Annotated in this window: 11 protein-coding genes; 1 reads left to right on the plus strand and 10 read right to left on the minus strand. The window is 70.2% G+C overall.

The window, feature by feature from the left end; translation table 11 throughout:
* Positions 1-293 precede the first annotated feature (293 nt).
* The 6 genes from ACLJPL_RS13300 to ACLJPL_RS13325 all read right to left on the minus strand — a co-directional run bounded on the left by ACLJPL_RS13300 (position 294) and on the right by ACLJPL_RS13325 (position 7,834).
* Entirely contained in the window at positions 294-1,568 is a 1,275-nt protein-coding gene (locus ACLJPL_RS13300; RefSeq protein ID WP_411081005.1) for an amidohydrolase, read from the minus strand.
* Positions 1,569-1,570: 2 nt separating this feature from the next.
* Positions 1,571-2,821, minus strand: a complete 1,251-nt coding sequence (locus ACLJPL_RS13305) for an amidohydrolase family protein (RefSeq protein ID WP_411081006.1) — start codon at positions 2,819-2,821, stop codon at positions 1,571-1,573.
* A gap of 64 nt (positions 2,822-2,885) precedes the next feature.
* Positions 2,886-4,211, minus strand: a complete 1,326-nt coding sequence (locus ACLJPL_RS13310) for an MFS transporter (RefSeq protein WP_411081007.1) — start codon at positions 4,209-4,211, stop codon at positions 2,886-2,888.
* Positions 4,212-4,293: 82 nt separating this feature from the next.
* The gene (locus ACLJPL_RS13315) at positions 4,294-4,983 is read right to left on the minus strand and encodes an aspartate/glutamate racemase family protein (RefSeq protein WP_411081008.1); all 690 of its coding nucleotides are present in this window, start codon (positions 4,981-4,983) and stop codon (positions 4,294-4,296) included.
* Between the two features lie 24 nt (positions 4,984-5,007).
* Entirely contained in the window at positions 5,008-6,201 is a 1,194-nt protein-coding gene (locus tag ACLJPL_RS13320) for an acyl-CoA dehydrogenase family protein (RefSeq protein ID WP_411081009.1), read from the minus strand.
* A 67-nt stretch (positions 6,202-6,268) separates the two neighbouring features.
* Positions 6,269-7,834 (minus strand): class I adenylate-forming enzyme family protein, encoded by a 1,566-nt coding sequence (locus ACLJPL_RS13325; protein ID WP_411081010.1) that lies wholly within the window; start codon positions 7,832-7,834, stop codon positions 6,269-6,271.
* A gap of 147 nt (positions 7,835-7,981) precedes the next feature.
* Here ACLJPL_RS13325 and ACLJPL_RS13330 point away from each other — a divergent pair, with 147 nt between their 5' ends.
* Positions 7,982-8,578, plus strand: a complete 597-nt coding sequence (locus ACLJPL_RS13330) for a TetR/AcrR family transcriptional regulator (RefSeq protein ID WP_411081011.1) — start codon at positions 7,982-7,984, stop codon at positions 8,576-8,578.
* A gap of 91 nt (positions 8,579-8,669) precedes the next feature.
* Here the strand turns inward: ACLJPL_RS13330 and ACLJPL_RS13335 are convergent, their stop codons facing one another.
* The 4 genes from ACLJPL_RS13335 to ACLJPL_RS13350 form a co-directional block, all read right to left on the minus strand.
* Positions 8,670-9,128 carry a hypothetical protein gene (locus ACLJPL_RS13335; RefSeq protein WP_411081012.1) on the minus strand — a complete coding sequence of 153 codons (459 nt, stop codon included), beginning with the start codon at positions 9,126-9,128 and terminating at the stop codon, positions 8,670-8,672.
* A gap of 451 nt (positions 9,129-9,579) precedes the next feature.
* Positions 9,580-11,946 carry an FxSxx-COOH system tetratricopeptide repeat protein gene (gene fxsT / locus ACLJPL_RS13340; RefSeq protein WP_411081013.1) on the minus strand — a complete coding sequence of 789 codons (2,367 nt, stop codon included), beginning with the start codon at positions 11,944-11,946 and terminating at the stop codon, positions 9,580-9,582.
* Positions 11,943-12,362 carry a hypothetical protein gene (locus tag ACLJPL_RS13345; protein WP_411081014.1) on the minus strand — a complete coding sequence of 140 codons (420 nt, stop codon included), beginning with the start codon at positions 12,360-12,362 and terminating at the stop codon, positions 11,943-11,945. Before ACLJPL_RS13345 ends, fxsT begins: the two co-directional genes overlap by 4 nt.
* Before the next feature lie 238 nt (positions 12,363-12,600).
* Positions 12,601-13,803 carry a cytochrome P450 family protein gene (locus ACLJPL_RS13350; RefSeq protein WP_411081408.1) on the minus strand — a complete coding sequence of 401 codons (1,203 nt, stop codon included), beginning with the start codon at positions 13,801-13,803 and terminating at the stop codon, positions 12,601-12,603.
* Positions 13,804-13,929 lie beyond the last annotated feature (126 nt).

A 13,929-nucleotide genomic window follows, 5' to 3' on the forward strand; every position in this document is an offset into this window, starting at 1 on the left:
TCAGGGCTTCAAGATCATCCCGTTGCCCCTTTGGCGCGTATCTCGGTCACATCCCAGCTACGCGGCGGGGTGAATGGCTGCCACTGCACGGCACCCGGCAGGACCGGGCTTCCACACGGGGGAGGAGCGTCGCCCCTGAACGACTCCAGCGGCCGGATCGCCGAAAGTGGCGCACGCTGGCCCGACGCCCCCTGAGAGGCGGGGACACCGCCGGCCACGACCCGCTCGAAGCCGCGGTGGACCGCTAGGACCGGATCGCGGACTTCTCCGGTACCAGCCCCACGGCCGACGGCTCACTCACCGGCGAGTTCCGCCAGCACGGCTCCCGTCATCGCGGCGACACCGTGGTCGAGGACCGCCGGGTCGGGCGCGAAGTCCGGACTGTGGGCACTGGGCACGTTGCCGAACCTCGTCATGGGCGACTGCCCGGGGGCCGCGTTCCAGACGGCGAGGGGCGTGGAGGGCAGAAACCAGTAGTGGTAGGGAAGGGTCCGCCCGTCGGGGAGGAGTGCCAGTTCGGAGAAGTCCTCACTGCCCATCGCCGGGCCCGGGTCGACGATCCGGTCGCTGCCGAACATGCGGGAGTGGACGCCCGCCACGTTTCGGGCCACCCGGGCATCGTTGATGGTGGCGGGCATGGACTTCACGACGCGTATGCCGGGTCCGGCGGTCGCTCCGGCCGCTTCGCACTCGGCGCGCACGATGCGTCGTACCGCGGCGAGGATCCGCGTCTGTGTCTCGTGGGAGGCCGACCGCACGGTCAGCCCGAGTTCGGCGGTCGCGGGGATGATGTTGTTGGCGGTGCCGGCGTGGAAGCGGCCGACCGTGACGACGGCCGTCTCACGGGGCGCGATCTCGCGGGCGACGATGGACTGCAGCCGGCCCACGATCGCCGCACCGATGACGATGGGATCCGTTGTCGTATCGGGGCGCGAGCCGTGCCCTCCGCGCCCGTGAACCACGACGTCGATGGAGGCCGACGCCGCGAGGACAGGGCCCTCCACATGGGCGACGAGTCCGATCGGGCCGGCGCTGACGTGCTGGGCCAGGAGGACGTCGGGGAGGGGAAATCGCCGGTGGAGTCCATCGTCGCGCATAGCCGACGCTCCCACGCCGGTCTCCTCGGCGGGCTGGGCGACGAGGACGACGGTTCCGCTCCAGTGCTGTCTGCCGCGCGCCAGGGCTTGGGCGGTGCCCACCAGCATGGCGGTGTGCGCGTCGTGCCCGCAGGCGTGCATGACCCCGTCGACGGTGGACGCGTACGGGAGGCCGGATTTCTCGGTCACGGGCAGTGCGTCCATGTCGGCACGGACGAGTACGGTGCGTCCCGGCCCGTTCGCCAGCACTCCGACGACCCCCGTACCGCCGACGCCCTCCGTGCAGTCGATGCCTTCGGCACGGAGCGCGGCGCGGACCCGGGCGGCGGTCCGGTGTTCGGCTCCGGACAACTCGGGGTGCGCGTGCAGCTCCCGGTAGAGGTGGTGGGTGGCGGCGGAGTCGTGGGCCGCGGCCAGTTCGAGGGCGGTACGGGCAAGGGCTGCGGGCGGGTTCTCCGATGTGCTGCCCATGGTCAGCGGTCCAGAGTGTTCTTGCAGACGGCGCCGTCCTTGACGACCACGGGGATGTTAGTGGCATCGCCCAACTGGTGAATGTCGGCCAGCGGGTCGCAGGCGGCGATGACGAGGTCGGCGCGCTTGCCTGTTTCGAGGGTGCCGACCTCGCTCGACAGGCCCAGGAGTTCGGCGGCGGCCGACGTACCGGCGAGGATCGCGTCCATGGGCGCCATTCCGTGGTCGACGAGGAGGCCGAGTTCCCGGAGATTGTTCCCGTGTGCGGCGATACCGCAGTCCGTGCCCATGGCGATCTTCACACCGCGCTCGATGGCCCTCGGGATCGAGGCGAGGGCGTGTCCCTGCCACTGCTTCTTCTTCGCCAGCGTCCACGGCGGTGTGGTGGCCGGGTCGAAGGTGTGGGTGGCGGTGGAGAGGGTGGGCACGAGGTAGGCCCCCCGGGCGAGCATGAGGTCGATGATCTCGTCGTCGAGCTGATAGCCGTGCTCGATGCTGTCGACGCCCGCGCGCAGGGCGTTGAGGATTCCGGCGCGCCCCTGTGCGTGGGCGGCGACCCGCTTGCCGCGGTGGGCACGGGCGACCTCGACGACGGCCCGGATCTCCTCTTCGGTGAAACCTTCGTCGTCCGGCTGGTCAGTGGGGCTGCCGACGCCCCCGGTGGCCGCGATCTTGATGAGGTCCGCGCCCTGCCGGAGGAGGTTCCGTGCCTCACGCCGACACTCGGCCACCCCGTCCGCGAGGCGGCTGACCGAAGGCTCCACGGGACCGCTGTCGGTGGGCGGCCGGAAGTCGCCGTGCCCGCCCGTGGGCGACATCATCGCCACGGCCACCTGAAGACGCGGGCCCGCGACGAGGCCGCGGTCGACCGCCTGCCGGAAGCCCGCGTCGAGTCCCGCCAGGTCACGCGCCGTGGTCACGCCCGACATCAGGGTGGCGAGAAGCCTCGGGGTGGTGAGGTGGGTGCGCAGGGAGGCCGGCATCGCGGCGAGGGCCACGCGGCTCATCTCGCCGCCGGGGGCGGCGAGATGCACGTGGCAGTCGATGAAGCCGGGCAGGATCGTGCCGCCCCGGGCATCGATCACGGTCGCCGCGGCAGGGGGCCGGGGCGCGCCGTTCTCCGGTCCCACCCAGGTGATACGGCCGCCGGCGACGTGAACCGTGGCGCTCGGTACGGGCGCGATGCCGGTGCCGTCGATGAGCCGGCCGTTGCGGATGACGAGGTCGGGGTGGTGCGAGGTCGTGTCGTTCATCGGGACCAGGGCTTCCTTCGGTGCGTTGTACGGGTGGTCGGACGGGCTGTCGGGAGCTCGGTGCTCACCGGGAGGGCGGTCGCGGGCCGAGTCCGCCGGTGCGTGGGTCGGCGATGGCGATCCGGTCCCGGGCGTAGGGCCGGTAGAGGGCTGCTGAGGCCAGCGCGTTGGCGGTGGTCAGCAGGACGGTGACGGCCAGCAGGGCCTTCTGCAGCCCGATGGTGTCGCCGAGGTGGCCGACGAGCAGTGCGTATCCGGCGTAGGCGAGGGCCTCCACGGTGGTGACGGAGACCGCGAAGGCGAGGGCGCGCAGTTCGGGGCGGACGACCGCCATGATGAGCGGGCGGTTGACGACCGGTACCTGGCCCTGGAGAAGGCCGAGCAGCGCGAAGAGTACGGCGTAGACGGCGATGCCGCCGCCCCAGGCCACCTGGGTGGTGACGCACGCGACCGCGGCGAAGGCGAGCTGGCTGCCCTGGAGCATGACGATCCGTCCGCTGCGGGGCCGGAGGCGGTGCATGCGGTCGTTGACCCGGCCACCGAGGACGGTGCCGATGAGGTAGCCGAGGGCGAACGGGAGCGCGACGATCGAGGCGGTCGCTGTGGAGAAGCCGCGTTCCTCGACCAGGAAGACCACGCCGAAGCTCATGATGACGTTCTGGCCGGAGCAGAGCCGCTGCACGAGGATGAGGCGGAACGTCCCGGTGGCGAGCAGTTCCCGCAGACCGCTGCGCAGGGACCGGGCCCGGCGCTCGACGGCGTCCAGGGCGGGGCGGGTTCCGCCCCCGGCCGGGCCGGGGTCGTCCAGCAGTATCAGGACGAGCAGGCCGACCACGAGACATATCGTGCCCGACGCCATGTATCCGTAACGCCATCCGTCGGCGCTGCCGGAGAGCAGGCCGAAGAGCGGTGCGCTGACGCCCGCGATGAGGGCGACGCCGCCGTACAGGAGTCCGGTCGCGCCGCCGCGGCGGCTGTCACCGTAGATGTCTCCGAGGATCTCCAGCGCGATCGGGCCGGCACCGGCGAAGCCGGCCGCGGCGATGGCGTAGAGGAGGACGAACTGCGTGAAGGAGGTGGAGAGGCCGGCGGCGATGACCCAGATGCCCCAGAAGCCGGAGCAGGTGGCCAGGACCACCTTGCGTGGATACCGCCGGGCGAGGAGGACCCAGGGGATGCCGGAGACCATGCCGACGACCTTGCCCACCGCGACGATGGTGCCCAGCGCGGACGAGGTGAGCCCCATCGCCTCACGCATGAGGGGGAACAGGACGGTCACCACGCTGCTCTCGGCGTTGTCCATGGCGGTGGACGCGGTCAGCAGCGTGAGGTTCTTCCTGCGTTTTCCCCGGCCGAGCGGAAAGGACGGGACAGCTGTGTCCGTGGTCATGGGGTCCCTCTCGATGGATGCGGCCGTTATCGGGCCACCGGGCTGGTGAGGGTGGGCGGAAGGCGCGTGACGAACCGTGGTCTCAAGAGGTGGCCGCCCGTGCCAGAACCGCGCGGGCGTAGAGGTCGCCGACGTCGTGGCTCCCGGGCGGAAGGGCGGGCAGCAGCGGAGAGAGATCCGTGCAGCCGATGACGAGGGCGTCCCCGGCCGCCGCCCAGGAAGCGGACGAGAGGGAGCGGAACCGCACCCGGGCCGTACGGGACCGGCCCGCCTTGACCAGCGTGACGCACTCCTGGACGCGCGCCTGGTCGTCCCGGCCGGGGTAGACGGGGGTCAGGCCGCCGGTGGTCAGCGCCTGGTGGAGAAGCCCGGCCCGGCGGGTGCCGTCGGTGACGGCGAGGGCCGGCCGCCGTACGCCGGCGGCGTGCAGTTGCTCGACCACCGCCGTCAGGAGATCGACCACCGGGACGGCGACCGCTGCCGCGATCTCGTCGATGAATGCCTGGGTGGTGACGGACGGAACGGCGATCAGCTCGGATCCGGCGTCTTCGAGCCGCCGGGCGACGCGCTGGAGTGCCGGTACGGGGTTGGGTCCGCCCTCCAGCAGGTGAGCCAGCCGACTGGGGATGTCCGGGCTCGACAGCAGCATCACTTCGGGGTGCCCGCTGTCGTCACCTGCCGGGGTCAGTTCGACGAGGCGGGCGTAGAAATGAGCGCAGGCCAGGGGGCCGAGCCCGCCGATGATGCCTACCTGCTTCCACCGGGTGGGCATGACGGCACATCCTCTCCGACGGTTTCAGGCAGGGAAGGCGAGGCTGTGCGCGATGCCGTTGCGCTGGATCTCGGACGTTCCGGTGAGGATGCGGAACATGCGGATCTTGCGGAAGAGGTACTCGATCTCGTTGCCCTGGGTGAGTCCTTCCTTGCCGTGGATCTGTACGGCCTCGTCGAGGATGCGGAAGGCGGACTCCGCGACGAAGAGCTTGCACATGAAGGCTTCGGTGCGGACGTCGGCGCCGCGGTCGAGGGCGGCGAGCGCGGCGTAGGTCATGGAGCGGGCGGCGTAGAGCTCGGTGGCCATGTCGGCGACCTTGTGCTGGATGGCCTGGAGCATCAGCAGCGGCCGGCCGGCGACCTTGCGGTTGCGGGTGCGGTCCAGGGTGAGGGCGAGGGCCCGGCGGGCCGCGCCCAGGGCCGTGGGGCAGTGCAGGAGACGGTTGACGGTGACCCGGCCGAGGGCGATCCGCATGCCCTTGCCCTCCTCCCCCAGCAGGTTCTCGGCGGGGACGCGGCAGTTCTCCAGGATGATGTCGCTCTCGATGTGCTCGCCCGACATGGGCGTGGCCCCGTCATCGACCCGGCAGCCGGGGCTGTCCAGGTCGACCAGGAAGGCCGAGAAGAGCGGCTTCTCGCCCTCGGCCTCGCCGGTGCCCGCCATCCGGGCTACGACGATGGCGAAGTCCGCGAAGGGGCCGGCGGAGGAGAAGACCTTGTGGCCGTCGAGAACGTAGCTGTCACCGTCGCGGCGGGCGGTGGTGCTCATCGACCGGACGTCGGAGCCGGCGTCGGTCTCGGTGAGCGAGAAGCAGCAGGCGCGTTCGCCTCTGACCACGGGCAGGAAGTACGTCTTCAGCTGCTGCTCGGTGGCGTGCCGCAGGATGTCCCCGGCGCGCAGGGGGCCTCCCATGTCGCCGAGCACGCTGTGGCCCAGGACCCGTCCGCTCGCCCCGATCTCTTCCTTCAGGGTGGCGAGTTGGGTGTACGTGAGGTCTTGGCCGCCGTGCTCCTCGGGAAGGTGGATGCCGTAGAAGCCGAGCTCGCGGCTGCGCCGCCAGACGGGTTCGAGGTCGGCGCGGGTCAGCCGGGTGGCGGGGGTGATGCCCCGGTCCCGCTCGTAGTCGGCGAGTTCGCCTTCCAGGTAGTCGCGGAGCTTGGCGACGAGAGCGGCGAGGTGCGGGTCGTCGTAGGCAGGGTGCAGGGAAAACGTCACGGGGGTCTCTTCTCGTTCCGGGGCGGCGGGGTCGGTCGACGCGGCCGGGTCGGTCGACGCGGCGGGGTCAGTTCACGCGGCGGGCGGCGCCGGACCAGAACGGCTCTCGTACGGCCTTGCGGTCGAGCTTGCCGTTGCGGTTGTGGGGCAGTTCGGCGACGAAGTCCACGGTCCGGGGCTTCTTCAGCCGGTCCAGCCGGCCGGCGCAGAACTCGATGAGCTCCTCCTCGGTCGCGACGCGGCCGTCGTGCCGGACGACGACGGCTTTCACCGCTTCGCCCCACTTCTCGTCGGGGACGCCGATGACGCATGCCTCCCGGACGGCGGGGTGTTCGTACAGGGCTCCTTCCACCTCGGTGCAGTAGATGTTGAAGCCGCCCGAAATGATCATGTCTTTCTTGCGGTCGACGATGAAGAGGAAGCCGTCCTCGCGCATCCAGGCCAGGTCGCCGGTGTGGACCCAGCCGTCCCGGAACGCCTCGGCCGACAGCTCCGGCTCCTGCCAGTACTCGCGTACGCAGTCGGGGCCGCGGACGATCACCTCTCCGACGGCACGCGGCGGGAGTTCCCGGCCCGCCTCGTCGACCACCCGTATCTCGGTGTCGTACGAGGCCCGGCCACAGGACTGGAGCAGCTCGGGGTCCTCGGTGACGGCGTGGGCGATCTCGGCGCCGGTCAGTCCCGCGACCACGCTGGTGGTCTCGCCCAGTCCGTACCCCTGCGCGACGATCGGTCCGAACAGGGCGACGGCGTCCCGCAGCCGCTGGGGCGAAACGGGGGCGCCGCCGATCCGGACGCTGGTCAGGCTCGACAGGTCGCGATCGCCCACCCCGGGGTGGGCCAGCACCATGGTGAGCATGGCCGGGACGAGGAAGGTGGCGGTGATGCGGTCCTTCTCGACCGCGTCCAGGAACGCCTCGGGGCTCCAGGCCGGCAGGACGTAGGTGGTCGAACCTCCGAAGACACCGGCGAGCAGGCCCATCCCGGTGGCGTGGGTGATGGGGCCGCAGGCGAGGTACCGGGTGCCGGGGCGGGGCCGCGACTCGTCGCTCATCAGTTGCTTGCGCATGTTCGCCAGCCGGTTCCCGGTGGTCTGGACGGCCGCCTTGAGGGCGCCGGTGGAACCGGAGGTGAAGTTGAGGACCGCAGGGGTGTCCTCGGAGACCTCGACAGCGATCGCATCCGGGGCGCCCTCGGACAGCAGGTCGTCGTAGGTGAGGACATCGTGGCCGGTGTCCTCGGCTCCATCGATCTGGACCGGTACGCAGTCCGTCCCGGCCTCCGCGATCGCGGCCAGAGCGTCGTCGCGGTGCGCGGCGTCGAAGATCAGCATCCGCACCGGGGCGTAGCGAAGGATGTGGGCGATCTCGCCTCGGCCGAGTCGTGCGTTGACCGGAGCGCGTACCAGCCCCGCCTTGTAGAGGGCGAACTCGACCTCCACCAGCTCGCCCCGGTTCCAGGCGAGGGAGGCGACCGCGTCGCCGGGACGCAGGCCGCGGGAGATCAGTGCTGAGGCCAGCCGATTGGCGGCCTGGTCGAACAGTTCGAAGGTCCAGGTGCGCTCTCCGCAGACGAGGGCGGTCTCGTCGGGCCAGTAGCGGGCGCTGCGGGCGAGATAGGTGCCGAGGTTCATGGACGTACTCCAGAGCCAGGAACAGCACGCCTCCACCAGTTGGAGACATGATGAACGTTTCCGAACAGCTTGTTCGGTAACGTGTGAGGTGTCAAGAGTCACCTAGACTCGTCCGCGATCAACGGCGCGCAGCGATGAGGGGAGCCCATGGCCGAGGACAGGCGCACACGACGCACCCGCAGGGCCTTGAGCTCGGCGCTGGTGGAACTGGTGCTGGAGCGCGGCTTCAGTGCGCTCACGGTGGAGGACATCACCGAACGCGCCGACGTCGGCCGGGCCACGTTCTACAGCCACTTCCGGGACAAGGAGGGCCTGTTCGCACAGGTCACGAGCAACCTCCTGGACGAGCTCGCCGACCGGCTCCGCCCCGCCATGACGGACAGTCCGGTCGGCTTCACCGGCAAGCCCGTGATGGAGATGCTGCGGCACGCCCGCGACGAGCGGGACGTCTACCGGATCGTTCTGCGCGGTGAAGGCGACGGAAAGCCGCTCCAGATGTTCATGGACACCCTCGCGGACGCGACCGCCGAGGAGTTCCGGGACCGCGCGGCACGCAACGCGGTCGAACCACGCATCGACCCCGGCCTCCTCGCCCGCGTCTGGGTGGGTGAGCAGATCGCGGTCCTGCGCTGGTGGGTGGAGCAGGAGGCACCGCCGATGCCGGCCGAGGACGTCGTCCGGATGCTGCTCGACCTCGGCCTGCACGGCCGGTACTGGGCCAGCGGCTTCGACGCGTCGGCCTGAGCAGAATCAGGTTCAGCCGTCGCGAGCCGCCGGCCCGCGACGGCTGAACCGCCCACCCGGGCGGCGCTGAGCCGGTCGGCACGATTCACCGCTACGCCATCCGACGAATGTGCAGGCACGCGGTGTTCAGGACGCCTGCATGGAGCTCGACGGCATCGGCCGACAGCCCCGGTACGGCTGTGGGACTCATCGACCTCAGATGCCGCGCCAGCCCCATGTGCCCGAGGTGCACCGCCTGCACGTCATCCATATCAAGGGTGCCCATGACGCGCAGAGACGAGGCGACCGCATTGGTGACGGCTCGAACCTCGTGGCGGGGTAGCTGCTCCTGCCCTGTCGCCTGTACGGCGCGCGCGACCAGCTCCTCCGCTATTCTGTGCATCTCCTTGTCGGACAGGGTCCGTTGCTCGCCGCGGAAAGAGACGAGCCGGGACACGCGGACCGGCCTGTCGACAAGTTCCGCCCCGGGCACCCCGTTCAGAAAGAGCTTCCTGATCAGCGGGCTCACAATGCTGGACGCGAGGCGCGCCCCGACGACCGCGGGTTCCATCTGCTCTCCGAACGATGACGCGCGGCGCCATCGGCCGCCCTGTCACCCCCTGGGAATGTGGTCGGTACCGACACCCTCCCGCGTGCCCACCAGCGAGCCGACCGCAGCAGCTGCAGGCTTGTACCTTCCCGAGCCTCGACGAGAGCTGCCTCTTGTCACATATTGCCAGGGGCGGCACGCACACGGGTAACCTGGAACGTGGCGGAGGTTGTGACGCTCGTTTGACGCTCCAGCCCTGGCAGCCCGACATTTAGGGGCCAGGAATCCCTCCTGACCTGAGCATTCTTCGACAGCCCCAAATCGCACGTCTTTCCGATGACGCATCATACGGAGTGCGTGGCGATTCTGGAGCCGGTCAAGTAGGGCTTGTGGCCTGCGGTTTTGGGCGTGCGCATCATGTGGGGTGTGCGCGCTGGGGGTGATGTCCTGACGCTCGTCCTGGGGCGGACCTTCAGGTGTTGTCGCCGTCGCGTCGGCGACGGGCGTTGGCGAGATTGTCCCGGAACAGCACCGTATCGGGATTGAGCGCACCAAGGACCCGCTCCGCGTGGGAGACGGTCACTTCCCAGACCTGGATGGCCTCGCTCAGCCGTCCCGCCAGCAGGTAGCCGCCCGCGAGATTGCTTCGACTGGTCAGCGTGAGCGGATGAGTGGGGCCGAGCACCTGTTCGTACTGCGCGACGACCGTCTCCAGCAGGGGAACGGCTCCTGCCACATCGCCGGCCGCCTGGTAGGTGATGGCGAGGTTGTTGCGGCTCTGCAGGGTGTCGGGATGCAGGTCCCCGAGCAGGTGCTCCCGCTGCGCGAGCACGGTCTCCAGGACCGGGACGGCACTTTCCAGGTCGCCCATCTCCGCATGGCCGAATCCCATATTGTTCCGGCAGGTCAGAGTGATGGGATGCGTCTCTCCGAGGACCCGCTCGCTCTGGGCCACGACGGCCTTCAGCAGAGGGAGGGCCCGGTCCAGACGCCCGGATGCCTGATACGCCGTCGCGAGGTTGTTGCGTGTATTCAGCGTGCTGGGATGGTCCTCGCCGAACAGTTTTACCTTTTCGGCGAGGATTTCCTCATACATGGGGACGGCTCGCGCCGCTTGTCCGGATACTCTGTAGGCGTACGCCAGATTATTCCGGATCGTCAGCGTTTCGGAATCGTTTTCGCCCAGCACTCGCCTGCACTGGTCATATACCTGCTCGTACAACGTGGTGGCGAGCTCCAGATTTCCCGCGGTCTCGTAGGAGCCGGCCAGATTTCCGCGAGTTATCAAGGTATGGGGATGTTCGTGCCCGAGCGTCTCTTCGCACGCGTCGAGGGCCTCTTCGTACAGCGAGATGGCCCGAGACGTGTTTCCCGCTGATTCGTATGCTTGAGCCAGCGCGCAACGGGCGGAAACCATCTGCCCGTGTGAGATTCCTTCGGACTGTTCAAGGTGCGAGAGGACCGCCGCACGAAAGGCGATGGTGCGCGCGATGAGCCCCTGACCGCTGAGGTGGCTATCGGCGATGGCGTAGGCGCTGACGGCCTGTCGTCTCTGTCGGCTCGCCGAGGCGCTTTCCGCCAAGGCTGCCAAATGGGGCATCAATGTGTGCCATGGGGCGGGCAGTTCGGGCGTCGAGGGGATCGGCAGAGCGTAGAGCAGCGCCTCCTCCGCTTCGGTGCGGCCTTTCGGGTAGCCGTCCGCGCCCAGGGTGGCCGAGCGGCGGAGCACTGTCTGGACGAGACGGTGCATGCTGACGCTTTCGCCGTTCAGCGACAGGCTGACCATGCTGTAGACGCGCAGCAGGCCCAAGGCTTCGGCAACGTCGTCCGGATCATTTCCCGGTGTGTCCAGCAGGGTGACGGGAACGTCGTCGGGGGCCAGCCAGGCCAGCGTATTCAAGACCCTCATCGCGAAGGGGTTTCGCTCCCTTATCGCGCTCAGGGTGTGGGTCCAGACGCGCGCGATGGTGCGTGCGGGGTCGATGCCCTCGGCGGCCTTGTCGATCTTCTTGGCCAGGCGCCGGCGAAAGTCGCTGATGCCGATGGTGGGATTCTGGTGGAGGTATGCCCCGGCCTGTTCCAGCGCCAGCGGCAGGCAGCCCAGTTCATCGGCCAGTACGCGAGCCTCCTGGCGCCGGCCGGCCGTGGGCGCGTCGCCGTCCAACGCGTGAACGCACAGGACGTCTGCGGCCTCGTCGACGGACAGGACGCCCAGCGACCGGGTGGAGACCGTGCGCGGCCAGCCGACCGCGCGCCGGCTGGTCGCCAGGTGGTGCCCCTTGTTGAGCGCGCCGGTGCACGGCGCCAGGTCCTGCGGGTTCTCGACGTTGTCGTACACCAGGAGCCAGCCCGGGTGCCATTGCAGCCAGTTGAGTGCCCAGTGCATCCGCTCCTGGTCCGATGCCCGCGCGGCCCACGTGGGGAAGAGGCGAAGGGCTATGGCGGCGAAGGACTGCTCGATGCGGGCCGGTGAATCGGCGGTGATCCACCAGACAAGCGTATGGGCGGAGCGGTACTGATGCGCGTAGGCGAGGGCCACGGTGCTCTTGCCGACCCCGCCCAGGCCGCACAGCACCGCCGTGTGCGCGTCGGCGTTCTCGTCAGCGCCCGTCAGCGCCTCCCGGACCCAGGCGAGTTCGTCCTCCCGCCCCAGGCACAGCCGGCCCGGAGGGAGGTTGCCGGACTCGGGGGCGGCCTGAAGGTCACGTGCCGCGTTCAAGGCGTCCGCGGTCAGCACGACATCGCCGGTGATGGCCGTGCCGATCGTGCCGGCAGCGATGGACCTGTGGCCCGATGCCTCGATGTGGGACCGTGCGGCACTTCCTTCGGCTGCGGTCACTCCGCGATCCGCGTGTTGTCACCGGTCACAGCGGTCCCGATGTGCTGGGCGGCGACCGACCGAGGGCCCGACGCGGTGATGACCATCGTCCCGGACGGAGCGGGCAGCAGTTCGGCCAGTTCCCGGCGAAGCGTCTCGTCCTCCCGGAGCGCCCGCTTGATCGACTGGCGCAGGGCGGCCATGGCATCCGGGTCCTCGCCGTCCTGGAGCGCTTCGCCGACCGCGACCTCCAGCGTCGCCCGCTCGCCCTCGTCACCCCGGGACCAGACGGCCCGCAGGATCCTGCGACCCAGGTTGGCGGTGGCGTCGGCGGCCGAGTCCTGCGCCCGGCTGAGCACCGTGCCGCCGTACGCACCCAGCGCGGCGGTCAGATACGGACTGGCCTGCTGCACCAGCTGGATGATCTCTGCGCCCACTTCGTCGCTCCCCGCACGCCCGGCTCTCCTGCCCGTTCGTGAGGCAGCATAAGTCGCTTCACGGGGCGGCGCACCGACCGGGCCGCGCCAGGTGGCCAGGGCCCGGGCCCTGGGGGAAGGGCCCTCGTCCGCCGACCGGGCAGGGATACCTGGCGCTGTCATGACGCTCGTTCGACGCTGACGGTCGTACGGGCTGAAGCCGGCCCGACCCGCCCGAGAGACCGGGAGCGGGGCCCTCTCACCCCTTCAGCCGCACCGGCAACGTCCGCACGCTGTTCCCCACGAACGAGGCGTGGCGCGGCAGTTCCGGCTCCGGAACCGCGAGGTCCAGGGCCGGGAAGCGGGTGAAGAGCTGTTCCAGGGCCGTGGTGCTCTCCAGGCGGGCCAGGGGTGCGCCCATGCAGTAGTGCGCGCCGTGTCCCAGGGAGAGGTGGCGGGACGTGCCGGTGCGGGTGACGTCGAAGCGGGCCGCGTCCGGGCCGTGGGCCCGCGTGTCGCGGCCGGCCGCCGAGTATCCGGCGAGGACCGGGGTGCCTCGGGGGATCACGGTGCCGTCCAGGGTCAGGTCGCGGGTCGGGTAGCGGAAGGGGAAGTAGCTGACCGGGCTGTCCCAGCGCAGGGTCTCCTCCACCACGTCCGCCCAGCTCGCCCCGCCGGCCAGGACCAGGTCGAGCTGGTCCCGATGGGTGCACAGGGCGCGTACGGCGTTCGTGATCAGATTCAGCGTCGTCTCGTGCCCCGCGATGATGGTCAGCATCAGCGTGCCGATCAGCTCCTGCGGACTGAACCGGTCGCCGCTCTCCTCGCGGGCCGCGATCATCGCGCTGGTGAGGTCGTCCCCCGGGTCGGCCGCCCGGGCGGCCGCGACCGCGCTCAGAACCTCCACCATCTCCCGGTTGGCCGCCATCGCCTCGGCCGGGCCGATGTCCGTGGCCACGATCTGGTTGGAGAGCTCGTGCAGCCGGTCGTGGTGGGCCTCGTCCACGCCCAGCAGTTCGCAGATGACGCCCATCGGCAGCGGCAGTGCGAAGTGGGTGCGCAGATCGACGACGCCGTCCTCGGCGGCGGCCGTCTCCAGGCCGTTCAGCAGGCGGGACGTCAGCTCCACCACGTAGGGGCGGAGTTCGTCGACCCGGCGGGCCGTGAACGCCTTGCTCATCAGCGACCGCAGCCGCCGGTGGTCGGCACCGTCCGCGGTCGTCATCCCCTGCACCGTGGCGAAGGTCTTCAGCGGCCAGCCGTCAGGGATCTCCCCGGCCTGGAGCGCGGTGAAGTGCTGCGCGTTCTTGGCGACGTCGGGGTGCGCGAGGAATTCCTTGAGCTCGTCGTGGCCCAGCACTGCCATCCCCCGCACCTCGCCGGGGAGGACCACCGGGGTGACCGCCCCCTGGGCCAGCAGCCGGGCGTTGGCCGCGTGCGGGCAGCCTCCCGCCGGGTCCAGGCGGTGCGGACGGTCGGCCGCGGGGTTCAGCGGTGACGTGTTCAACAGGGCTCCTGGTCTTGGGGAGGAGGGAAGGAGGGAGGGGGACAGAGCGAGGAAGGGCGAGGAAGGACGGGTGCCGAACGG

Source organism: Streptomyces sp. cmx-18-6, from assembly GCF_046548915.1.
Taxonomy (GTDB): domain Bacteria; phylum Actinomycetota; class Actinomycetes; order Streptomycetales; family Streptomycetaceae; genus Streptomyces.